This window comes from Bacteroides sp. B1-V-101 (genome assembly GCF_023656585.1).
Taxonomy (GTDB): domain Bacteria; phylum Bacteroidota; class Bacteroidia; order Bacteroidales; family Bacteroidaceae; genus Bacteroides; species Bacteroides thetaiotaomicron.
Genome location: NZ_JAMOKH010000011.1, coordinates 51827 through 75638 on the forward strand (window position 1 = coordinate 51827; position 23812 = coordinate 75638).

18 protein-coding genes are annotated in these 23812 nt (G+C 43.3%); 7 read left to right on the forward strand and 11 right to left on the reverse strand.

Annotated features, from left to right (window positions below):
- Nucleotides 1–12: 12 nt before the first annotated feature.
- From NBH01_RS10535 to NBH01_RS10545, 3 genes are all read left to right on the forward strand, one after another.
- Nucleotides 13–1764 (forward strand): tetratricopeptide repeat protein, encoded by a 1752-nt coding sequence (locus tag NBH01_RS10535; protein WP_055217345.1) that lies wholly within the window; start codon nucleotides 13–15, stop codon nucleotides 1762–1764.
- Nucleotides 1765–1929: 165 nt separating this feature from the next.
- Entirely contained in the window at nucleotides 1930–2313 is a 384-nt protein-coding gene (locus NBH01_RS10540; protein ID WP_055217346.1) for a DUF3244 domain-containing protein, read from the forward strand.
- A 29-nt stretch (nucleotides 2314–2342) separates the two neighbouring features.
- Nucleotides 2343–2819, forward strand: a complete 477-nt coding sequence (locus NBH01_RS10545) for a polysaccharide deacetylase (protein WP_055217347.1) — start codon at nucleotides 2343–2345, stop codon at nucleotides 2817–2819.
- A gap of 77 nt (nucleotides 2820–2896) precedes the next feature.
- On the opposite strand, the gene NBH01_RS10550 is transcribed toward NBH01_RS10545, so the two are convergent.
- Complete coding sequence (locus NBH01_RS10550; protein ID WP_055217550.1) at nucleotides 2897–3655, reverse strand: lysophospholipid acyltransferase family protein; 759 nt, start codon at nucleotides 3653–3655, stop codon at nucleotides 2897–2899.
- Nucleotides 3656–3774: 119 nt separating this feature from the next.
- Here NBH01_RS10550 and NBH01_RS10555 point away from each other — a divergent pair, with 119 nt between their 5' ends.
- Both NBH01_RS10555 and NBH01_RS10560 read left to right on the forward strand, forming a co-directional pair.
- A complete protein-coding gene (locus tag NBH01_RS10555) occupies nucleotides 3775–5025 on the forward strand; it encodes an exonuclease SbcCD subunit D (RefSeq protein WP_016267949.1) in 1251 nt (416 codons plus the stop codon).
- A complete protein-coding gene (locus tag NBH01_RS10560) occupies nucleotides 5022–7886 on the forward strand; it encodes an AAA family ATPase (protein ID WP_055299568.1) in 2865 nt (954 codons plus the stop codon). The genes NBH01_RS10555 and NBH01_RS10560 overlap by 4 nt, the downstream gene beginning before the upstream one ends.
- On the opposite strand, the gene NBH01_RS10565 is transcribed toward NBH01_RS10560, so the two are convergent.
- From NBH01_RS10565 to NBH01_RS10590, 6 genes are all read right to left on the reverse strand, one after another.
- A complete protein-coding gene (locus tag NBH01_RS10565) occupies nucleotides 7870–9036 on the reverse strand; it encodes a metallophosphoesterase (protein ID WP_143920100.1) in 1167 nt (388 codons plus the stop codon). The genes NBH01_RS10560 and NBH01_RS10565 overlap by 17 nt on opposite strands.
- Before the next feature lie 52 nt (nucleotides 9037–9088).
- Nucleotides 9089–9667 carry a membrane protein gene (locus tag NBH01_RS10570; RefSeq protein WP_008760546.1) on the reverse strand — a complete coding sequence of 193 codons (579 nt, stop codon included), beginning with the start codon at nucleotides 9665–9667 and terminating at the stop codon, nucleotides 9089–9091.
- 6 nt (nucleotides 9668–9673) lie between these two features.
- Nucleotides 9674–10183, reverse strand: a complete 510-nt coding sequence (locus tag NBH01_RS10575) for an RNA polymerase sigma factor (RefSeq protein WP_008760547.1) — start codon at nucleotides 10181–10183, stop codon at nucleotides 9674–9676.
- A 69-nt stretch (nucleotides 10184–10252) separates the two neighbouring features.
- Nucleotides 10253–11155 carry a vitamin B12 dependent-methionine synthase activation domain-containing protein gene (locus NBH01_RS10580; RefSeq protein WP_074858632.1) on the reverse strand — a complete coding sequence of 301 codons (903 nt, stop codon included), beginning with the start codon at nucleotides 11153–11155 and terminating at the stop codon, nucleotides 10253–10255.
- Between the two features lie 25 nt (nucleotides 11156–11180).
- Nucleotides 11181–12518: a dihydroorotase gene (locus NBH01_RS10585; RefSeq protein ID WP_074858629.1), complete on the reverse strand. Its 1338-nt coding sequence runs from the start codon at nucleotides 12516–12518 to the stop codon at nucleotides 11181–11183.
- On the reverse strand, nucleotides 12515–13258 hold the full coding sequence (locus NBH01_RS10590; protein ID WP_008760550.1) for a polyprenol monophosphomannose synthase: 744 nt from the start codon (nucleotides 13256–13258) through the stop codon (nucleotides 12515–12517). Before NBH01_RS10590 ends, NBH01_RS10585 begins: the two co-directional genes overlap by 4 nt.
- A gap of 244 nt (nucleotides 13259–13502) precedes the next feature.
- Here NBH01_RS10590 and mfd point away from each other — a divergent pair, with 244 nt between their 5' ends.
- On the forward strand, nucleotides 13503–16886 hold the full coding sequence (mfd, locus tag NBH01_RS10595) for a transcription-repair coupling factor (protein ID WP_225680377.1): 3384 nt from the start codon (nucleotides 13503–13505) through the stop codon (nucleotides 16884–16886).
- Between the two features lie 113 nt (nucleotides 16887–16999).
- Nucleotides 17000–17845 carry a hypothetical protein gene (locus NBH01_RS10600; protein ID WP_074858701.1) on the forward strand — a complete coding sequence of 282 codons (846 nt, stop codon included), beginning with the start codon at nucleotides 17000–17002 and terminating at the stop codon, nucleotides 17843–17845.
- Between the two features lie 441 nt (nucleotides 17846–18286).
- On the opposite strand, the gene NBH01_RS10605 is transcribed toward NBH01_RS10600, so the two are convergent.
- The 4 genes from NBH01_RS10605 to NBH01_RS10620 form a co-directional block, all read right to left on the reverse strand.
- Nucleotides 18287–20149 (reverse strand): YgiQ family radical SAM protein, encoded by a 1863-nt coding sequence (locus tag NBH01_RS10605; protein ID WP_061474201.1) that lies wholly within the window; start codon nucleotides 20147–20149, stop codon nucleotides 18287–18289.
- Between the two features lie 84 nt (nucleotides 20150–20233).
- The gene (locus NBH01_RS10610; RefSeq protein ID WP_008760553.1) at nucleotides 20234–20458 is read right to left on the reverse strand and encodes a sulfurtransferase TusA family protein; all 225 of its coding nucleotides are present in this window, start codon (nucleotides 20456–20458) and stop codon (nucleotides 20234–20236) included.
- Nucleotides 20458–20775 carry a DUF8442 family protein gene (locus tag NBH01_RS10615; RefSeq protein WP_008760554.1) on the reverse strand — a complete coding sequence of 106 codons (318 nt, stop codon included), beginning with the start codon at nucleotides 20773–20775 and terminating at the stop codon, nucleotides 20458–20460. The genes NBH01_RS10610 and NBH01_RS10615 overlap by 1 nt, the downstream gene beginning before the upstream one ends.
- A 124-nt stretch (nucleotides 20776–20899) precedes the next feature.
- Complete coding sequence (locus NBH01_RS10620) at nucleotides 20900–23812, reverse strand: golvesin C-terminal-like domain-containing protein (protein WP_195382045.1); 2913 nt, start codon at nucleotides 23810–23812, stop codon at nucleotides 20900–20902.

The window sequence follows — 23812 nt, forward strand, 5'->3', positions numbered from 1 at the left end:
ACTCAAGATAAGATGAAAACGTCCTTTTCTATTCGTATTGCTTTTTTCTTTATTCTTTCTTTTTTGGCAGTTTCCTGTCATAGAGATACGGACGCTCTCAACATGACTTTTTCAAAAGTGGAAAAGTGTATGGATCTATGTCCGGATAGTGCTCTAAACCTATTAAAAGGTATTCATGATCCTGAAAAATTGTGGGGTGAGTCACAAGCGACTTATGCTCTTCTGATGACGCAGGCAATGGATAAGAACTATATGAAGTTTAGTTCGGATTCGTTGATTGCATTAGCTCTGAATTACTATACAATAACTCAGACCTCCCCAATAATGTATGCAAAGGCTCTATTTTATCATGGAAGAGTTATGCTTGAATTGGATAAGGAGGAAGAAGCCTTGAAATCTTTTCTTGCGGCAAAAGATGTTTATGAGAGAACTAAGGATCATAAAATGTTGGCATTGATTCTTGAAGAAATAGGCATGATTAACCGAAAGCAGGAGCTATTTGATGATGCTTTATCCAATTTTCGAGAAGCATTGGATACCCATATACGGCTGAAGGATTCTCTTGGGATTATTAGTGTTAGTCAAAATATTGCTAGAGTTTATTTGTTTAAATCTCAATGGGATAGCTGTTCTTATTATTACAATAATGCTTTGGAAATAGCCGTAAAAAAGAATTTGTCTGAAATTTCAATTTTGCATGAATTGGGTATTTTATATCGTTCTATGCAAGAATTATCGGAAGCAGAACGTTATTTTTTAGCTGCTTATGAAAAAGAAACTGATGAAGAGAAAAAATATATGGAATGCTTGTCTTTGGGATATTTGTATATGCAAATGGGACAGACCGAAAATGCTAGAAAATATTTAAAGATGAGTGCTAAATCTTCTAAGGCATATACGCAAATTAGTGCATTTGATTGTTTGTATTTTCTAGAAAAAGATATTGATAATTTTGAGGAGGCAATAGTCTACCATGAATTAGCCGATTCCATAACTAATGCTATGGAAGAACTTAATTCTCGAGAATTAATAGCAAGTCTACAGAAGAAATATGAGAATGAAAAACTACAGAATGACAATTTACATATGAAGGTACGATATACGAATTTTATGTTATGGGGGATGATTGCTTTCTTGATTGTTGTTGCTTGTATGTGCTATTATTATTATAAAAACCGGAATAATAAAAAGAAAATAGCTGAGATTGAATCGCAGATTCGAGAGAATGAAGAAGAGATAGAACGATATCAACAGGAAATTGAAGATATTCAAATATCAAAAGATCAAGTATTAAAGGAGAATTTGATGTTAGAAGAAAACCGCACAAAAGTAGGAGAACTTAATGGGAAGATTATACTATTAACAATGCAGAATAAAACATTGTCGGAACATTTGAAAGAATTGGGAGGTGAATTAAATGTTGGAACATCTTCTAGCTCATTTATCCATGCTTTTCGGCTTTTATTAGCTATAAAAGAAGGTACATTAAGAGGTAAACTATCAAATGAAGAGAGGCAAAAACTATTCAGTCTATTTGATCTGATGTATTGGAATTATGTTACTAGGCTGTTGGAAAGAGCTCCAACCTTAACAAAACATGATCTTGAGATTTGCTGTTTTCTTAAATTCGGTTTGACTCATGAAGAGTTGAGTTGCATTTTTCATACTACTTCTGATTCTGTAACTAGGGCAAAAGGTCGGTTAAAAGGTCGATTAGGTGTTTCTCCACAAGATGATTTAGACACTTTTTTGAAAGAATTCTGAGAAATAAAAAATGGATTGTCCGGGTAAATGTTAAATGATATCTTCTTAATGTTTTGATTAATAGATAGTTATTTGATTGTTTTCTCTTGTAATTTGTCCGGGTCGATTTTTTTGTTTTTTCGAATACATACCGTACTTTTGGCGAAACAAAAAAGCAATATAGTTATGAAAGTACGTTTTATTTTATCTTTTTTAGCTGCATTATTTATTGCAGGAAATATGATTGCTATTGAGAGTACGGATCGGGTAGAGAGAAAATTGCCTGTTGTGTTAAAGGGAGAAGTCCCAACTACTACTCATCGTTCTATTCCTGTAATACCTATTAATGCGTCTGTTTCTACAGATGATAATATTGTAGAAATCATTTTTACAGCTCCTTTGGGCGAAGTGAAAATACTAGTAGATGGACAAGTACAGGAAGTCTGTCAGGTAACGGCTCCTGGACAAACAACTTCTTTCTCTATAGAAGGATGGGCTCCGGGCGTTTATAAACTAGAATTTAAAGTAGCCGAAGGCGGATACGTATACGGAGAACTAGTAATAGAATAAATAAGGAACTAGACCTTAACTTTTATATAATGAATAGTCATCATACAGTTGCTATTGGCACTTGGGAAGGTGACAAACAGCAATCTATAGAATATAATTCTTCTATTGCAGTCGGGATTGATTGTCCCCGTGCAAAATTGAGAGTAAGTATTCTATTAGATACAATACAAGAGTATCAGGTGAGATATATCTTTTCTGACGAGGAGATAAGTGAAGCTGTAAATGAGGCTGGGCTTATCATTGGCGCAAGGGGTATGGCCTATGAAGGGGTATTACAACGAAAACCGGTTATTGTAGTGGGGGAATATGGTTTTGGAGGTTTAGTTACTCCAGATACATTGCATGAACAATACAATAATTATTTTAGAGGCAAAATCAATGGAATAAAAGCAGAGTACTTCTCTTTAGAACGATTAGAAGAAGAAATAAGGAGAGGATTTGCTTTGACATTCCAGGAATTGCAAATGATGTCTAACCAGACAATAAGATTTCTACATAATATATAGACTTTTTGATTTAATAGATTAATGCATAAAGACTGGTTAGGTATGCGGGGGTGCGTGAGTATCCCCGCATTTCGTTTTTATCGATCCTGGTCTTCGTTTGTGACCATTCCTTTATGCTTTTCAGGAAGTGCACTCTCAACAGCAGCATAAGCCTCTGCCATAGTAGCTTTTATGTTTTCCATACCTTTTCCTTTAGGAGGAATAGGGTCATGAATGGTCAGAATCATGCGATGGCGATGTATCCATTTGCCTGTACGTGGCAGGATTTCAAAAGAACCGTCGATTGTGACGGGAACAACTGCCAGCTGCAAGTCATCTGCCAATTGAAACGCCCCTTTTTTGAAATATCCCATGTGTCCGGTGAAAGTACGTGCCCCTTCGGGAAAAACGACTAAGGATACCCCGTCTTTCAGCGAATCTTTTGCTTGCCGAATGGTCTCCAGTACTTTTTTGGGACCGGACCGGTCTACAAAAATGTGTCCTGCACTTTCACATGCTTTTCCTACAAATGGTATCTTACGCAGGCTTTTCTTCATCATCCACTTGAAATTTCTTCCGATGAATCCATAAATAAGAAAAATATCGAAGGACCCCTGATGATTCGGCACAAAGATATAAGAGGTCTTCCCGTGTAATTTTTCACGACCGTGAATCTTTACAGGAATCAACAGAAAAAGACAGATGAGTTGTGACCATATTTTGCCCGGATAGTATCCCCAGAAATGAGCTCCTCCTAGTAAAGAGCCTACAATGGTGACAATCGCTGTAAGAATAGTCAATACCAATAGGATAGGTAAAGCAATACAAATTTGATAAATATAATATAGTATCTTCATGGGGAGTTTATTTTTATATATATGCAAAGATACATGATTATTGGTAAAAAAAGCAGTAGGATACAACATAATCTTTGCGATTATGTTATTTTTGTCTTCTGTTATAGACAGATAATGATATGATACGTATACTACATACTGCCGATTGGCATTTAGGACAGACATTTTTTGGTTACGACCGCGCGGAAGAACATAAGGCTTTTCTTGATTGGCTGGCCGAAGAAATCCGACAAAACGAGATTGATGCATTGGTTATAGCCGGAGACGTGTTTGATGTTTCCAATCCTTCTGCTGCGTCTCAGCGCATATATTATGAGTTTATTTATCGGGTGACTGCGGAGAATCCGAAACTGCAAATTGTGATTGTTGCCGGTAATCATGACTCTGCGGCGCGTTTGGAAGCTCCTCTGCCTTTGTTGCAGGCGATGCGGACGGAAGTCAGAGGGGTAGTGCGCAAATTGGAGGGCGGAGAGATTGACTATGATCATTTGACAATAGAATTGAAGAATAGAGAAGGGGAAGCAGAAGTACTTTGTATGGCTGTTCCTTTTTTGCGGCAGGGAGATTATCCGGTAGTGGAGACAGAAGGAAATCCATATATGGAAGGAGTTCGAGAACTTTATGCGCGACTTTTGCAAAGATTGTGGGCACGCCGGGAAACGAATCAGGCTATTCTTGCTGTCGGTCATTTACAGGCTACCGGATCAGAGATTGCCGAGAAGGATTATAGCGAACGGACAGTGATTGGTGGTTTGGAATGTGTATCACCCGATACTTTTTCGGAAAAGATAGCGTATACGGCTTTGGGACATATCCATAAAGCACAGCGGGTATCCGGCAGGGAGAATGTAAGATATGCCGGAAGTCCGATTCCTATGTCTTTTGCCGAGAAGCATTATCATCACGGAGTGGTGATGGTGACTTTAGATGAAGGCTGTGCGGTTGATATCAGAAGGATAGAGTGTCCACAATCCATACCTCTTATCAGTGTGCCGGGTGGAGAGGCTGCTTCACCGGAAAAAATAATAGAAATATTAAGAGATTTACCGGAGGTGGATGGAGAAGCTCCTTATCTGGAAGTCAAGGTTTTGCTTGAAGAACCGGAACCTATGCTTCGTCAGGAAATAGAAGAGGCATTGGCTGGTAAGAAATATCGTCTGGCACGTATCGTTTCTGCTTATCGTCAGGAAGAAAGAGTGGAAAAGGAGGCTGATGGCTGGAAAAAGGGATTGCAGGAAATGTCTCCGTTGCAGATTGCTCAATCTGCATTCGAAAAGGTTTATCAGACGGAAATGCCTGCCGACCTGACTGATTTATTCCAGGAAGCATATATTTCCGCAACTCGTAAAGAAGAGGAGGAAGGAGAATGAAAATTATAGCAATAAGATTGAAGAATCTGACTTCGATAGAAGGCAGTGTTGAAATAGATTTTACGGTGGAACCGTTATCTTCGGCTGGTATATTTGCAATTTCCGGTGCTACAGGAGCGGGAAAGTCGACTTTGTTGGATGCTCTGTGTCTGGCATTATATGATAAGGCTCCCCGTTTTGCGGCTTCGGTGGAGAGTATCAATCTGGCAGATGTGGGAGATAACCAGATCAATCAGTCAGATGTGAGAAATCTGCTTCGTCGGGGGACGAGTGACGGATATGCGGAGGTCGATTTTCAAGGAGTGGACGGACATCGATATCGTTCCCGGTGGTCGGTCAGGCGGACAAGGAATAAGGCGAGTGGTTCTTTACAGCCTCAAGTGTTGGAAGTGAAAGATTTGGATACGGAAAAAGAATTTCAGGGAACGAAGAAAGAATTGCTGGCACAGTTGGTAGAGTTGGTCGGTTTGACGTATGAGCAATTTACCCGTACCGTATTGCTGGCACAAAACGACTTTGCAACTTTTTTGAAATCCAGAGGGGCAGCGAAAGCGGAACTACTGGAGAAATTGACGGGAACAGGAGTTTATTCCCGCATCTCCCAGGAGATTTTTGCCCGGAATAAGGCTGCACAAGAAGAGGTGGCAATGATTCAAAGTAAGATGAGTGTGATTGAGTTGTTGCCGGAGGAAGAACTTTTAACCTTGCAAAATGAGAAAGAACAGTTGGTTGAGAAACGTGCGGCAGGGATTAAATTGCTGGCAGAACTGAATGCGCAATTGAATGTGGTTCGTTCATTGAAAATTCAGGAAGCTCTTTGGATGAAAAAGCAGCAGGAAGAGCAGGAGGAACTGAATAAACAAAAGAATCTACAGGATGCTTTGGTTGTTCAGGAAGAAGGACTGATTCATTTTAAAGCGCAGTGGGAAGCGATACAGCCGGATCTGAAAAAGGCACGTCAGCTGGATGTACAAATACAGTCGCAGCAGGCGGGGTATATACAGTCGCAACAAATTTTGCAGGCTGCCCGTCAGCAGGTGGCGGATCAGGATAAGAAATCTGCATCTGCAGTAGAGCAGTTACGGATTTCCTATCATTCTTTGAGTCGTCTGTTGAATCGTACGGATGTGGAGTCACTGCAGCTGGAACAGATTGAAGTCATCCTTAATGAGGAAAAGGATACATTGGAAACATGGACAAAGGTGAATGAAGAACGCCTTGGCCGGTTAAACTCTTTTGGTTATCCTTCTTTGGTAGATGAGCAGGGTAAAATTCAAAAAGAACTGACGCGCTTGCAGAATATAAAGAAATTGACTGAAGAACAATCGAAGTCGAAGCAGGATATAGAGAAACTGGAAAAGGAAGTGACTGCTTGTACACAGCAGTTGGCAGAGCAGGATGCTGTAGTTAAAGCTTTGCAGCGGCTTTATGAAAATGCCCGTATGGCGGTAGGAAAGGATGTGAAAGCATTGCGTCAGCAGTTGCAGGAAGGGGAGGCCTGTCCGGTTTGTGGAAGTACGACACATCCTTATCATCGGGAACAAGAGGTAGTGGATACTCTTTACCGGAATATGGAACAGGAATATAATACCGCAGTGTCTGCTTATCAGCAGATAAATAATCGCAGCATTGTCCTGCAACGAGATTTAACCCATCAAAGGGCAACTGGGGTACAGATAAAAGAACAGTTGTCCGTTTTACAACAAGAAGGATTGCCGGCTGGAGAGGAAGAACATATACAGAATCGGTTAAATGAGTTGGCGGAACGTATTTCAGCTTATCAGCATCTGTATGCGGAATGGCAGCAGAACGATGAGAAAATAAAGAAATTGCGGACACACTGTGATGCTCTGCGTGAGAATGTCTCACAGTGTCGTTTGGCTGCGCAAAAGGTATCAGCCGCTAAAGAACAGTCGGCTATTTTACAGAAAGCAGCTGTTGATGAGCAACAAAGATTCGAAGTGATCGCTAAAGCGTTGGATGCACTCCGACAGGAACGTTCTTTGTTATTAAAAGGGAAGAGTGCGGACGAAGCTGAGGCTGCTGTTGCCCGAAGAGAAAAAGAATTGAATGAGGCGTTGGAAAGGGCTCGTAAACAAGTGGAAGGAGTACAAAATCGTCTTTCCGGCCTGCAAGGAGAAATGAAACAACTGTCCGTTGTCATTGAAGAACTTCGGGAGCAACAGAAAGGTATTGAATTTCCGGAACAGCTTCCTCAGGCTATAGCGAAACAGCAGGAAGATAATCTTAATACGGAACGTACGTTATCGACTGCGGAGGCATGTCTGTTGCAGCAGGCAAAGAATAAAACAATCTTTGAGCAGATAACCAAAGAACTTACCGAAAAACAGGCAGTTGCCGTACGTTGGGCTAAATTGAATAAATTGATTGGTAGTGCCGACGGTGCTAAATTTAAAGTCATAGCCCAAAGTTATACTTTAAATCTGTTATTGCTTCATGCCAACAAACATCTGGCTTATCTTTCCAAACGGTATAAGTTACAGCAAGTTCCCGATACACTGGCGCTTCAGGTGATTGATTGCGATATGTGTGACGAGATACGTACGGTATATTCGCTTTCGGGAGGTGAATCTTTCTTGATTTCACTGGCACTTGCATTGGGCTTATCTTCGCTTTCGAGCAATAATCTGAAAGTAGAATCTTTGTTTATCGACGAAGGATTCGGTTCGTTGGATGCTGACAGCCTGAGAACAGCCATGGAAGCTTTGGAGCAGCTACAGATGCAGGGACGGAAAATCGGAGTCATTTCCCATGTACAAGAAATGAGTGAACGTATTTCAGTTCAGGTGCAGGTACATAAGAAGATCAATGGAAAAAGCGTGCTTACCGTCGTAGGGTAAGCACCGTTATTTCCGGCCATGCACCGAAGCGAAAAGGAAGTCCGACATAGCCGATGCCTTCATTTACGTACAAACCACGTGTTCCTTCCAGATACATCCCGCTCCATTCGGGATAGATGTAAGAGGAAGGAGAATGATTACCGAATTTTAACTGCATGGCGTGGGTATGCCCTGCCAGCATTAAATCGATGTCTGTTTGTGGGAGTACTTCCCGTCTCCAGTGGGTAGGGTTATGGCTTAAAAGTATCTGGAACATTCCTTCGGTTCCCCGCATCGCTTCGGGGAGATCAGCATATTGGGAGAAAGGAGGTTCTCCTTCGTTTTCAACTCCAATAAGGGCGATACTGTCGCTGCCCTGAATCAGAATCGTATGAGAATTATTCAATAACTTCCAGCCCATAGCGGCTTGTCTTTGCAGAAGATCGTTCAGATTATCATCTTGCTCATCTTTGCTTTTCCAGCGGAAATAAGGACCGTAATCATGATTCCCTAAAATGGAGTAGACTCCATCTTTGGCTTTCAGTCCGGACAGTATATCTTGAAAATCATTTAGTTCGACTGCACGATGATTAACCAGATCTCCGGTAAAGACAATAAGATCGGCCTGTTGCTCATTCACCAGTTTTACTAACTTCTGAATAGCGGAAGTATTTCCCTGCCAACTTCCGATGTGAATATCTGATAACTGGACAATACGGTATCCATCGAAAGCCGATGGAAGCTTGGGCGAGGAATAAGTTACCTCTTTGACGTCAAACTGCGTGCGTCCGATAAAAGACCCGTAGATGATCATTACGATAGAAATCACGGCTAATGTCAGCCCGGTACAGATAAAGGGAGTTCGGGGCCACCGTAGCCATTTGTGGAAAGGTACCCCGATAATCGTGCAGAGAGACAGCAATAGTTTAGGAGCCGTAAACAGGAAGAAAAAGATGGAAAACCATCCAATAGCCTGTGTATGGCGTTCGGCAAAGGCGTTATTGGAGAAGTAAACCAGATAAAGTAATCCTGAGGATAGCAGGAAAGCGGGCAGCCAGTAGAGGATTCTCAGCCAGCGTTTTGCCGTCAGATGAACGATAAATCTGAGATACAGATAAATGTCTGGTAGAATAAGGAAAATAAGTAAAAATATAAATAGGCGTTGCAACATAACAGCACGGATATTAATTTTTAGTTGAAATAGGCGAAGCATCTGACTCTGGTCAACTGTCTATGATTTTAAGTTCGTCCAGGTTCTTCTTGATTTCCTGAATACGGTTCAGGAATTTCTTGCGATAAATCCACAAGATCAGCCCCAGCCCAGCTCCCCAAAGCAGGATAAAAAACAGAATGATGGCTATTCCATATTGCCATATCTGCCAATAAATAAATGAGAGTACTGCCAGTATAAGAAGGAAAGCAGTAGCAATCAGACGTTCCCGAATCATCCATCGGTGGATGCGGTTGACACGACTGATCACCTCTATCAGAGGCATTTCGTCCACTTTCGTCTGTTGTAGAAAACGGGTGGTGGTGATGTCCCAGTAGAGTGCGGGAATCCACGATAGAATGATAATGATATAGATCGGATTCAGTCTGCCGTGCAACAGGACTTCCAGCAGGAATAAGACCAATACCGGCAAAGAAATCAGGATGAGTTTGATATTCAGCCGGGCAATGGCATGGATACCTTTGTCTGCATGTCCTATCAGTTTGCCAAGTTCTTCCTCTTTGATCAGCTCCTTGTCTTTTAAGTGCTCATCCAGGGCATTCCATGATTTTTTCAGTTCTTCCAGTTCCATATATGATTACTCCTTTTTCATTTTTTTTAGTTTGTCTTTGATACGGCTCAGTTTGGTAGCCACATTGGTCACCGTCAGTCCGGTGATCTCCGCAATATCTTCGTAACTTTTGTCTTCAAGATAAAGCAGGATAATTGATTTGTCGAGTTGTCCCAGCTGATTGATCATTTGATAAAGTTGCCTCAGCATTTCGTGGATCGGGTCATGTTCCTCTATCATCCAGTCCGCTTCGCGGGTGAGGGTGACGATTTCCGGTACATTCTTTTCTTTGCGGAAAAAGCTGATACACGTGTTCAGAGCGATGCGGTAAATCCATGTGGACATTTTGCATTCTCTTCTGAACTTGGGATAGGCTTTCCAGAGGTTGAGTATTACATCCTGATAGAGGTCATTGAGCGGGGCGTTAGGATTGGTATATAAGTAACATACCTTGTAGATCACCCGTTCATATTCGCGGATGACCGATAAGAACTCCTGTTCAATAGGGTTGGTTGCCTCTGTTGTTCGTTCTCTCATGAATTAAATGGGTTACTTTTCTGGTTAGTTAGTCGTGCGAAAAGGAGAAAAATCACAAGTAAACGAAAGTTATTGCAGATTGGCAGCCAGGAATTTTCGCATTTCCTCCGTACTTTTTCCCCGACGGCGGGCATAGTCTTCGAGCTGGTCTTCTCCTATCTTTCCGACAGAGAAGTATTCGGCAGCCGGATGGGCAAACATCAGACCGCAGACCGAAGCATGAGGGTACATGGCACCATTCTCGGTCAGTGTGATGCCTATCTGTTTCATATCCAGCAGTTCGTCCAACAGGAAATTGATGGATTGATCGGGCAGGGACGGGTAGCCTACGGCAGGGCGAATCCCTTGATATTTCTCGACCAACAGATCGGGCATTGACAGACTTTCATCTTTGGCGTATCCCCACGCTTCTTTGCGTACATATTCGTGCATCTTTTCCGTAGCAGCTTCTGCCAGACGGTCGGAAAGAGTCTGGACGAGTAAGTGTTTGTAGGGATCCTGCTCGTACAGGCCTTCCATATCTGCATCTATGCAAGAAGCAAAGGTACCTATTGTATCCGGAATGCCGGAAGAAAGAGGGCGGATAAAGTCACTCAGGCAAAGGAACGGGCTTCCATCCCGTTTAGGCGTCTGCTGGCGGAGCAAAGGGAAAATTAGGAATTGATCGGTTTCTTTTTCAATCACCAGGTTGTCTCCGTCCGAGTTTGCTTTGCAAAGTTTGAAGATAGTTCTCACTTCATAATCCCTGTCAAGTAAATCCAGCATCCGGTTGGCTTCCTTAAACAGTTGCATAGCTTCGGAAGCCTTGTTGCGGTCTTCTTCCGGAAAAGTAGTCAGCCACGAAGCACGGCAGACATCGCAACCGTGAATGTTGGCGATCGCTGCGAAACGAGGTTGGAATCCCCATGCATGGAAAAAGTAAATCCAATTGATGTAGGGGGCGACGTTATGTATCTTATAAGATAAAATCATATGTTTATAAGTGACGAGTTGCTGTTTATCTGAATCTTAACTCCTGTCCACGATAATTCTCGTCAATGGTTCCGTTATCATATAACAGATGACCGTTCACAAATGTTTTTTCTACTTTCCAGTGGAAAGTATGACCTTCCAGCGGGCTCCATTTACATTTGCTCAGGATGCAGTCTGTGGTAACAGTCCACGCACTGTCGGGACGAACCAAAACCAGATCCGCCTGATATCCTTTCCGGATAAATCCGCGATTACATATCTCATACATTTGTGCAGGAGCATGAGACATCTTCTCTACTACCTTTTCGATGCTGAAAGCACCCTTGTCTGCCAATTCGAGCATACTGACCAAAGAGAATTGTATGGTCGGCATGCCGGACATGGCTTTTAATGCGCCTCCTTCTTTTTCACTCAAGCAGTGCGGAGCATGGTCGGTCGCAATAGCGTCGATCAGGCCGCTGTTGACTGCCTCCTGCAAAGCCTTCCGGTCTTCTGCCGTTTTGATGGCAGGATTACATTTGATGCGCGCTCCTAAGGTCTGATAATCTTCTTCGGTAAAAATTAGATGAGACACACACGCTTCGGCAGTAATACGCTTCTCTGCCAAAGGTGCTTTGGAGAATAAACTCAGTTCTCTGGCAGTAGAAATATGCATAATATGCAGACGCGCATTGGTCTCGCGTGCCAATTGTACCGCCAAAGCGGAAGAACGGTAGCAAGCCTCTTCCGAGCGGATGACCGGATGAAGTGACAAAGGTACATCGTCACCGTATTCTTTTTTATATTTATCCGTATTCTCTTTGATGATTCCCTGATCTTCACAGTGTGCTGCAATCAGTAAATCCGTACCTCCGAAGATATTGCGCAGACTTGCCATCCGGTCTACCAGCATATTTCCCGTACTGGAACCCATAAATAACTTCACCCCACATACCCGGTTTTTGTCCAGCTGACTGAATAACGGATAATTATTGTTAGTCGCTCCGAAATAACAGGAGAAGTTGACAGATGATTTTTCCGCCAGCAAAGCCAGTTTGTCATTCAGCGCCTCCAAAGTTGTGGTCTGAGGATTTGTGTTCGGCATATCCATAATCGAGGTAACTCCTCCGGCTGCCGCGGCATGGCTTTCCGTTGTGATATCTGCTTTATGAGTCAGCCCCGGATCGCGGAAATGTACGTGCTCGTCAATAGCTCCCGGCAAAAGATAACAGCCGGATGCGTCAATCGTTTCGTCACAAGGCATGGCAGCCTCTTGTCCGTCAACTAAGATCTCAGCAATCTTCTCACCTTCAATAACAACAGATCCCGGAACTTTTCTTCCTTCGTTGACAATTACGGCGTTTTTTATCAGTATACGTTTCATTTCTTTTGCGGGAATTTATGGAACCAACTATTTATTTTTAACTTGATCACTCCGAATATGGCTTCTCCAAAGATACTGCTGTTCATCTTGGAAGTTCCCAACTCACGGTTAATGAAGATGACGGGGACTTCTATGATTTTGAATCCGCATTTGTAAGCAGTGAACTTCATCTCGATCTGAAAAGCATATCCTTTGAAGCGAACATGGTCCAGATCGATTGTTTCCAGCACCTGACGGCGGTAGCATACAAATCCGGCAGTCGTATCATGCACCGGAATACCGGTAATGAAGCGGACGTACTTGGAGGCAAAATAAGACATCAGCACCCGTCCCATCGGCCAGTTGACTACATTCACACCACTTACATAACGGGAGCCGACAGATACGTCTCCTCCTTCTTTTGCACAAGCTGCGTACAAACGGGGCAGATCATTCGGGTTATGGCTGAAATCGGCATCCATTTCGAAGATATATTCGTATGCGTGCTCCAACGCCCACTTGAATCCTGCGATGTAAGCAGTACCCAATCCTAACTTCCCTTTGCGCTCGATCATAAAGAGGCGTTCGGGGAATTCCTGTTGCAAAGTTTTCACAATGCTTGCAGTGCCGTCCGGAGATCCGTCTTCTATAACCAGTATATGGAATACCTTGTCTAAACCGAAAACGGCACGGATAATATTTTCTATGTTCTCCCGTTCATTATAGGTCGGGATAATAACGATGCTATCTGATAATTGCATAGAAGTCCTATTTTTAAGACAAATGTAGCGCTTTTCCTTTAGTTATAGAGGGACTAAGGATAATTTAACGCGTTTGTATTTGTTCCCCGGTGTGAAACTATTGGTTTCATGCCTTGAAACTTTTAGTTTCAACCTTTGAAACCAATAGTTTCAAGGCTTGAAACAATCTTGAAGAAGAAAACTTCGGTGTGACTATATCAATCCCGGTTCTTTTTTCGTACTTTTGCGGTGAAATTTTATAGCTATGACAATAATTGAGTTGCAACAACAATATGCCGCTCATCCTAATACGGCAGTCATGGAACGACTGCTGAAGGATGCGTCCGTTCAAACTATTTTTTGCGGGGGCTTATGTGCTTCTTCCGCTTCTCTTTTCTCTTCTGTATTGGTGAAACAAGATGTGTGTCCGTTTGTCTTTGTACTGGGAGACCTGGAAGAGGCGGGCTATTTTTATCATGACCTGACACAAGTGCTGGGAACAGAGAAAGTGTTTTTCTTCCCGTCTTCATTTCGCCGTTCCATCAAGTACGGACAAAAGGATGCGGCCAACGAGATTCTGCGTACAGAAGTACTGAGCCGGTTGCAGAAAGGAGAAGAAGGCTTGTGCATCGTTACCTATCCGGATGCGCTGGCAGAGAAAGTGGTATCCCGCAAGGAGTTGAGCGATAAGACCTTGAAACTGAATGTGGGAGAGAAGCTGGACACGACCTTTATCACAGACATGCTGCATAGCTACGGTTTCGAATATGTGGATTATGTGTACGAGCCGGGACAATATGCCGTTCGGGGTAGTATTATTGACGTCTTTTCGTTTGCTTCGGAATATCCTTATCGTATTGACTTTTTCGGAGACGAAGTAGAGAGTATCCGTACATTTGAAGTAGAGTCGCAGTTGTCCCGTGAGAGGAAAGAGGGAGTGGCTATAGTCCCCGACCTGGCAGTGACGGGAGATGTGACAACTTCTTTTCTTGATTTCATACCTAAAGAAACCGTTTTGGCGATGCGTGACTTCCTTTGGTTGCGCGAGCGTATCCAGGTAGTGCACGATGAGGCTTTGACGCCGCAGGCTATTGCCGTGCAGGAAGCCGAAGAAAATGGCGGTATCACGCTGGAAGGCAAGCTGATTGACGGCAGTGAATTTACGGTACGTGCCCTTGATTTCCGCCGGATGGAATTTGGAAATAAGCCGACCGGTACGCCGGATGCAAAGATCTCTTTCCATACTTCCGTACAACCTATTTTTCATAAGAACTTTGATCTGGTGGCCGGTTCTTTCAAGGACTACCTTGAACAGGGATATTCACTTTATATCTGTAGCGACAGTACCAAGCAGACCGACCGTATCAGAGCCATCTTTGAAGACCGGGGAGATAAGATTCAGTTTACTCCTGTAGTACGTACGATACATGAAGGCTTTGTGGATCATACGCTGCATCTGTGTATTTTTACGGATCATCAGCTGTTCGACCGTTTCCATAAGTACAACTTGAAAAGTGACAAGGCCCGTTCGGGTAAGGTCGCTCTGTCCCTCAAAGAATTGAATCAGTTTACTCCGGGAGATTATGTGGTTCACACGGATCATGGTATCGGTCGTTTCTCCGGTTTGGTACGCATTCCGAATGGAGATACTACGCAGGAAGTGCTGAAACTTGTCTTTCAGAATGAGGATGTCGTGTTCGTTTCCATCCATTCCCTTCATAAAGTTTCCAAATATAAAGGTAAGGACGGAGAAGCTCCGCGACTGAACAAACTGGGTACCGGTGCCTGGGAGAAACTGAAAGACCGTACGAAGGCGAAAATTAAAGATATTGCCCGTGACCTCATTAAACTATATTCGCAGCGCCGTCAGGAAAAGGGTTTCTCTTACAGTCCCGACAGCTTCTTGCAGCGTGAACTGGAAGCCTCCTTTATCTATGAAGATACGCCCGACCAAAGTAAGGCAACGATGGAGGTGAAGGCCGATATGGAAAGCGACCGTCCGATGGATCGCTTGGTGTGCGGAGATGTGGGTTTTGGAAAGACAGAAGTAGCGATCCGTGCAGCGTTCAAAGCCGTAGCCGATAATAAACAGGTGGCGGTCCTTGTGCCGACGACCGTCCTTGCCTATCAGCATTTCCAGACATTCCGCGAACGTTTGAAGGATCTGCCCTGCCGGGTAGAATATTTGAGCCGTGCCCGTACGGCAGCTCAGTCCAAAGCTGTATTGAAAGGACTGAGGGAAGGAGAAGTCAGTATTCTTATCGGCACCCACCGTATTTTGGGGAAAGATGTTCAGTTTAAAGATTTAGGCTTGCTGATCATTGATGAAGAGCAGAAATTCGGAGTCTCTGTGAAGGAGAAGCTGCGACAGCTAAAGGTGAATGTGGATACATTGACCATGACTGCCACACCGATTCCACGTACGCTTCAGTTCTCGCTGATGGGAGCCCGCGACCTGAGTGTAATCTCTACGCCTCCGCCTAACCGCTATCCGATTCAGACAGAAGTACATACCTTTAATGAGGAAGTGATTACGGACGCGATTAATTTTGAGATGAGCCGCAACGGTCAGGTTTTCTTTGTCAACAACCGGATTGCGAACCTTCCGGAACTGAAAGCGATGATCGAACGTCATATTCCCGATTGCCGTGTTGCCATCGGGCATGGACAGATGGAGCCCACACAGCTGGAACAGATCATTTTTGACTTTGTCAATTATGACTATGATGTGCTTTTGGCGACTACTATCATAGAGAGCGGTATCGATATTCCGAATGCCAATACGATCATCATCAACCAAGCGCAGAACTTTGGTCTGAGTGACCTCCATCAGATGCGTGGACGTGTAGGGCGCAGTAACAAAAAGGCTTTCTGTTATCTGCTGGCGCCTCCGTTGAGCAGTCTGACGGCAGAAGGAAAACGACGCTTGCAGGCGATTGAGAACTTCAGTGATTTGGGGAGTGGCATCCATATCGCTATGCAGGATTTGGATATACGTGGAGCCGGTAACCTGCTCGGAGCAGAGCAGAGTGGCTTCATTGCCGATCTGGGGTACGAAACGTATCAGAAAATTCTTGCCGAAGCAGTTCATGAACTGAGGAATGATGAGTTTGCAGAATTGTATGCAGATGAAATAAAGGGAGAAGGTCAGATCAGTGGAGAAGAATTTGTAGACGAATGTCAGATAGAAAGCGATCTTGAACTTCTGTTGCCGGCCACCTATGTGACGGGCAGCAGCGAGCGTATGTTGCTTTACCGCGAACTGGACGGACTGACGCTGGATAAAGACGTGGATGCCTTCCGTTTCCGCCTGGAAGACCGCTTCGGACCTGTTCCGCCGGAAACGCAGGAATTGCTTCGCATCGTTCCCCTCCGTCGCTTGGCGGCGCGATTGGGAGTGGAGAAAGTCTTCTTGAAGGGCGGACGTATGACGCTATTCTTTGTCTCCAATGCGGATAGTCCGTTCTATCAGAGTCAGGCGTTTGGCAAAATGATAGATTACATGATGAAATATACCCGGCGCTGTGACCTGCGTGAGCAGAACGGCCGACGGAGTATGCTGATAAAGGATGTGACTAATGTGGAAACTGCCGTTAGTGTGTTGCAGGAGATTGTAGCGTTGCCGGTGAAAGAACTGGATGATCATTAATTGATAAATAATAGGAGCAATGTTTGTTTTTTATATTCAAAAATGCTTATCTTTGATCTAAAGACACAGATAAGAACAAGTAAGAGCCATTTAAAATCTAAAAAATAATGAATATGAAAAACATGCTGACATTGATCGTCCTATTATCATCGTGGTTAACGGTGTATTCGCAAGAGAGTTATACGGAAGCTGAACTAAAACAGAAATGTGATTCTATTGTAGAAGAAGCTAATACTTTGTACAGATATGAAACGGCTGTCTGGAATTTCACTGATATGATCTTTGCCAAACCGGGGTTAATTGAAACAATTCAGAATATTCTGACTTACCATCAAGGCGATTCTATTAAATGTGTTGCTATTGATAAGCAGTCTTATTGTATCTATGAGGCAACTTTCCTTAATGAATCAGCTCCATGTTCGGAAGTGACTACCCGCAGGAACTTAACAGAACAGGAAATACTTTTGGCTAAGATAAAAGAAAAGATACGGAGTGAACTTGCTGATCATGAAAAATATCCAATTTATCGCTACGATAATTATCCTCTGAATTGGGATCTCATACCATTTGCAGATGGATATAAATTTTATGCTATTTCAGGAGTATCTAAAGGGCGTGCCATACCTTTCGGCAATGATTACTTATTTATTGCTAATAAAGAAGGAGAAATTCAATCGTGGAAGAAATTTCATTCCGGACTTATTCCGGTGGAAGCTACAGAACGAATGCCGATGATTGCTTTTCCTATTCATTCGCATTTGAAGTATGAACCATTCATTTCAGCTACTGATATTTGTACATTTAGATTATATTATAATAAAACCGGTAGTACTAAGTTCGCTGTATATTCTACAGCTCTTTCCATGTATTTCGTCTATGAGTTAGCTACCAATACCATCACTCCGACAAAGGATATAAATTTTAATTCGACACCTCTTTCTGAAAAGGCTGCTCCATGATTTATTTATCATGATTGGAAAGAGAACAGGAAGGTATTAGTAAAAGTATATTGTTCATTATAAATGTATGAATATATTTTCGTCTGATGCCTTTTCTCTGTCATCTGTGATTTTTGTTTTCTCTTTCTTATACAAGTTACTTCATAAACTCGCATCACGTTTATAATAAATAGTGAGGACGTTTATTATAAACGGGTCCCAAGTTTATTATAAACTATATTTTGCCAAATTCTTCGGAATGAGAGGAATTAATTAAACAAAATGGGGTGAAATCCTTGCGGACTTCACCCCATTCTTACTCCTTACAATGTACTCTCATACATGTAAATTATATCTTTATGTCTTTATATTTGTACGTTTCATGCTTTTAATTCCGGATTTGTTTCTACAAATATACGAAATTTAAAAGGCTAAGTCAATAGGGAAGCCGTTTTAATGGTTTCATTTGTTTCTCTTTCCGTATAACTTGTCTATCAGATCCTGTCGGCCGATACGTCTTAACTCATTCAGAATATTCTTTCGTTCTTCCGGCTTATACCAGAAGAAGAATTGTCGTTGTGCCAGTTTCTCCCGTTGTGTTTTGGCACTGAATACAGGCTCCAGTGTATAGGGATGAAATCCGCTGTACCATGCTTCGGTGGCTACAGTCATCGGAGTAGGGGTAAAGTCCTGTACTTGCTCCAGATGAAAGTCCAGCCGTTTGGTGATAACAGCCAGTTCCGCCATGTCTTCTTCCTTGCAGCCGGGGTGTGAAGAGATAAAGTACGGTATAAGTTGCTGACGCAGATTCTCTTCCCGGTTGATACGGTCAAATATTTTTTTGAAAGTTTCAAACTGTTCGAATGAAGGTTTGCGCATGATGGATAACACCCGGTCGCTGGTATGCTCTGGAGCTACTTTCAATCGTCCGCTCACATGATTGACAATCAACTCGCGTGTGTATTCAGCCGTGCTGCGATTGGTGGCGGCGTCTTTACTCTGATGGAGCAATAAGTCGTAGCGCACTCCACTGCCGATAAATGATTTTTTTATGCCGGGGATGGCATCTACCGCTTTGTATATGTCCAATAACGGGCGATGGTCCGAATTAAGATTCGGGCATACTTTGGGATGAATACATGACGGGCGTTTGCACTTTTTGCATATTGCTTCATCTTTACCCTTCATCTGATACATATTGGCGGAAGGCCCTCCAAGGTCACTTAAATACCCTTTGAAGTCGGGCAACTGCATCACCTCCTTTACTTCATTCAATATAGACTTCTTGCTGCGGCTGACGATAAACTTCCCTTGATGTGCGGAAATGGTGCAGAATGCACAACCGCCGAAGCATCCCCGATGGATGTTGACGGAGAACTTTATCATATCATATGCGGGAATCCGCTTTCCTTTGTATTTAGGATGGGGAAGGCGGGTATAGGGCAGATCGTACGAATGGTCAAGTTCTTCCTGGCTCATCGGAGGATAAGGAGGATTGACAACGACTACTTTATTATCTACCTCTTGTGTGATACGGGAAGCCGAATATTTATTGGATTCTTCTTCGATGTGCCGGAAATTGCTGACCTGTTTCTTTTTATCAGCCAGACACTCTTCATGTGAGTAAAGCTGAATATCGTTTGCGGCAGGAGTCCACTCTGCCGTACGGCAGAGATAGGCTGTCTGAGGGATGGTTCCTGCTATTTTCTTGAGTTCGCCGGCTGTCAATGAAGCATCCTCCGCAGGAAGCAGTTCCTTCATTTTCCGGGTTAGTTCTATTATCGGCTTTTCTCCCATACCATAGATCAGCAAGTCTGCGCCACTATCGCATAAGATACTTTTCTGAACTTTATCCTGCCAGTAATCATAATGACTCAGACGGCGCAAACTCGCTTCGATACTTCCTAATATAACAGGAACGTCCGGATAGAGTCTTTTTAGAATCTGACTGTATACGATGGAGGGATACTCCGGACGCATATCCGGACGACCGTCCGGAGTGTATGCATCCTCACTGCGCAGACGCTTGTTGGCAGTGTATTTGTTAACCATCGAGTCCATACTTCCGGCAGAGATGCCGAAGAATAATCGGGGACGACCCAGCTTTCTGAAGTCACGCAGGTCATCACGCCAGTTGGGCTGGGGGATGATCGCAACTTTCAAACCTTCCGCTTCGAGGATACGTCCGATGACGGCAGCGCCAAATGAGGGATGGTCTACGTAAGCATCACCGCTGAAAAGAATGACATCCAGTTCATCCCATCCGCGGAGTTCCACTTCTTTCTTGGTGGTAGGTAACCAATCGGTCAATCGATATTCTTTCATGCCGCAAAGATACGGATAATAAAAAACATCCCAATGATTTTTTTATTCATTGGGATGTTTAACTTCAATCATTAAGATGTTTTTTTAAAACTTCTCATTGATTGTAAATTGCAATGTCATTTGCTCTCCGTCATAGATTTCACGAAAACCGATGCTTTGCTCGGAAAGATATTCCTTTAAGTCTTGGAAAGCATCTGCATGATTCATGATAATTTCGAGCGTTTCACCGAAAGGAGCCTCGCATATAGCTTTGATTGCAGGAATCAAAGGACTGTAAGCTGTTGTTCCGCAGGTATCTACCGTAATCATTATTCTTCCTCCTCTTCCGCATCCTGAGTGGAAAGCCAGGTGAGATAGAGCTTGATGAGTTGTTGCAGGCCAAATGCTTTCATGTTATTGTGATAAATAACATCTATGCAAAGATCCAGCAATTCTTTACTGTCCTCTTCCTGACTGGCAATCAGGGAACGAATATTTAGTTTCAGTTTATCCAGTACGGGTTCGTCTACAATTCCGGTACTATCAATGAGATGGCGGAATAAGGCATATTTCTCGATTGTTTTCAGATTTTCGCTGGACACCTCTATGCTGCGTGTACCGCTAGGGTTTGCTTGTATAGTATACATCGTTTTTTAGTTTTAAGGGTTATTACTAGGAGCAAAGATAGAATTTAAAATGAAAAACGGATTAAAAAAGCCCGGATATTTTTATCCGGGCTTTCAGAAAATAAATCTTATATCCGTGAGTACTTTATTTCTGAGTAAAGAAACCTAGTATCCCTGCCATAATGCTGGCTCGATCTGTTTCGGACTGAATGCTTTCGAAAGGAAAGCCGAGTATAAAGGTACGATAGTCCGCCCCTTTGTAAGCAATACCTGCCGACTGATTGCCACGTGCATAAGTAAATACTGGAAATGCGGGAGCTACCGGAACAATACAATCCGGTGCTGTAACAGCATAACTGTTTTCATTGGGCAGGCGGGGGATCGTGATGCTGCGTCCTAATCCATTGATTTGACCGGAACTTTTGTCTGTCAGACTGTTCTGATAACCGTATTTCAAAACTTTCTCTGTAAACTCCCGGTTCCCTTGTGTTCCGCTCATGTCACTTCCCACATACGCACCGCTGACGAACAAGTTACCTCCTGACTGGCAATAGCTTGTAATCAGTCTTTGCATCGGTGAAGAGAATGTTTTGTAATATGCTTTGGCTATCGGGTCTTCCTTTTCAAGTCCGAGTATATAGTCTACGATCGGGTAATCTTCTAAAGTGACGATTCCATTTTCTACCGCTTCGTCGCTGCACGAAACAAAACTGTATTTCCCTGCTGCCTGAATGGCTTTTCCATGGATGAAAGGATAATCAAACGTATTTCCTGCTATCTCCATGCCTTCCAGTTCTCTGCCGCTATGTCCCAGGCTGCCTTCTCCTTCTTTTCCGGCTTGTGAACGGTTGAATCCGCTTTGTGCCCCACAAAAAGAGATATTGGACAAATAAGGCACTCCCGGATCCTGTTCCAAATCAAATCCGGCTTTGTCCGGTGTGTTAATGACAGCCGGACCGCTGATTCTGTCGAATCCATTGATAATCAAGATTCTCTCTCGTTCACGTTTTGCCTTATAAGCCGAAAGGATTTCAGAAGGAAAACTTTCTCCTCCCCGGTTTACGGCTGTCACTTTGAATGAATAGACAAGTCCCGGTTCTACTTTGACACTGTAATAGGGTTTGCTGACCAGAGTTCCGTTGTCGAATCCTCCGTATCCGATGCGTGTATATACCATATATTCCCGTGGACGGGCTGTCGGTTCCAGCGGATCGTCTTCCCCTTTCCAGGTAAGTTCCAGTGTATTTTTCTTTTTTCCGAAATGGATAGCGAAGTTGCTGACCGGAAGAGGTTGTACTACATAGTCTTTGCCATGCTGACTGTTTATAAATTGCAGGATACCCTTGTAGATAGCACGTCCTACGGTAAACTTGAAATTCGGATTATGGCCGAGCTGCATATCTGCAAAGTTCTGATGAGAGAGCAATTCGATAATCGTGGAAGGAGTGGCAGGAAGTCGTGTCTCACTGTAATTCCGGTTCCACATACTGCGGCGTGTCCATGGTAGATTGTAGTTCGTACGAATATCTTTCTGAATTTGAGTCAGCAGGATATCCGCAAGATCACGTGAAGCATATCTGTCCATTCCCGAATTTAGTTTGCCATTATTGAAATCGGTGGTATAGATGCCGAGTGAACCGATGATTTCATTGTCTTTACTGCATCCTGCGTCACTATGAAGTGCCATAGTCATTTCCAGAGGTACACCTAAACCCGCTTGTCCCGGATTATAGACAGAGCCTCCCGACAGATAGTTGATTGTATTGGAACGTGTATTGATATCGTCTGTATAATCGTTTTCTCCTTTACGCCCGGCATATACATCGTATGGCATACCGGCCCACTGGGATGAATATCGTGCTCCTTCCAGATAACGGGGAAGTCCGCTTATTTTTCCTCCTCGTGAGATATTACCCATTCCGCCTCCGAAGCGTACGGCATCTGCACACACTACGCCATGCTCGCTACTTTCATTACTAAGCACAACCATACCGTAGTCATTATTTCCTTTGTCAAACTCAAAAGTTCCGAGATACACCCAAGTACCGCCGCCTATTTTCTGATTGACCTTAAATTCCGTGACACCCCCATTATGAAAGACGAGGTATTTGGCATCGCTCACGCTATTGGGTAGTGTCTGATATGAAACATAGACCGCATATTTTCCGGTTGCCGGCAGGGTAGGTACCCATTCGGCAAAAGCCTGATCCTTATTCTTTTTTTTCTTCTTTTCTGTTTGAATATATCGGCTGGTACCGTCAGTGAAAGGATTTTCCCCATCTTTGTAAATGGCTTTTTTCTGGGCGAATCCTTTCACGGAAGTAGTCGTCCAGCGTGCTTTCTTACTGCCTACTTCCAAATAAAGGGAAGCATTCGGAGTATCGTTGTCAACGATGATTTCATTCTTTTGTGTATCCCGTTCGCGAGGAGTATACACTATGGCACCGGCATTTTCCAACATCGGAATGACATATGGAAGAATGAAAGACTGAGTGAACATATCTTCTGTAGTGCAGAATAATCGGGGGCGTTGCCATCCCCATTCGCCTTTGTCATTCTTATAGTAATTACCGTGACTTTGCCAGAGGGCAATATGCCGGTCCTGCAATCCTCGGGATATCTCATTGGGGCGGGAAGTGTTTTTCACCCATGGAGCACCTTTGTATTCGGTGTTCAGCGCCATTCGTTCTTTATCTTTTTTCTTGCTTCTGTATAAGTTGGGAATTAATTCTTCAATGGGCTTTCCATCTGCATAAATGGTGATCTGATAATAGTTTACCGGACCGGGGAGCAGTTCTTTCATCTGATTGTAGATGGTTTCTACTGTTTCCGGCAGAAATGGCTGGTAGGCGAAGCTTTCCGAAGCATAAATCTGAATGGTTCTGCGGTCATAATCAATATCGAAACTGTTCAGCTTCGGTGTACTGATTTTAGCTGTCGCTGTGTATTTGGCAAAGTAATCCGTTAACCGCTCTTTTATATTTCTCTCAATATCCTGAGCGAAGAGAAGACTGGTGCCCATTGTCAGGCACAGAAGAAAGACTATTATTTTTTTCAT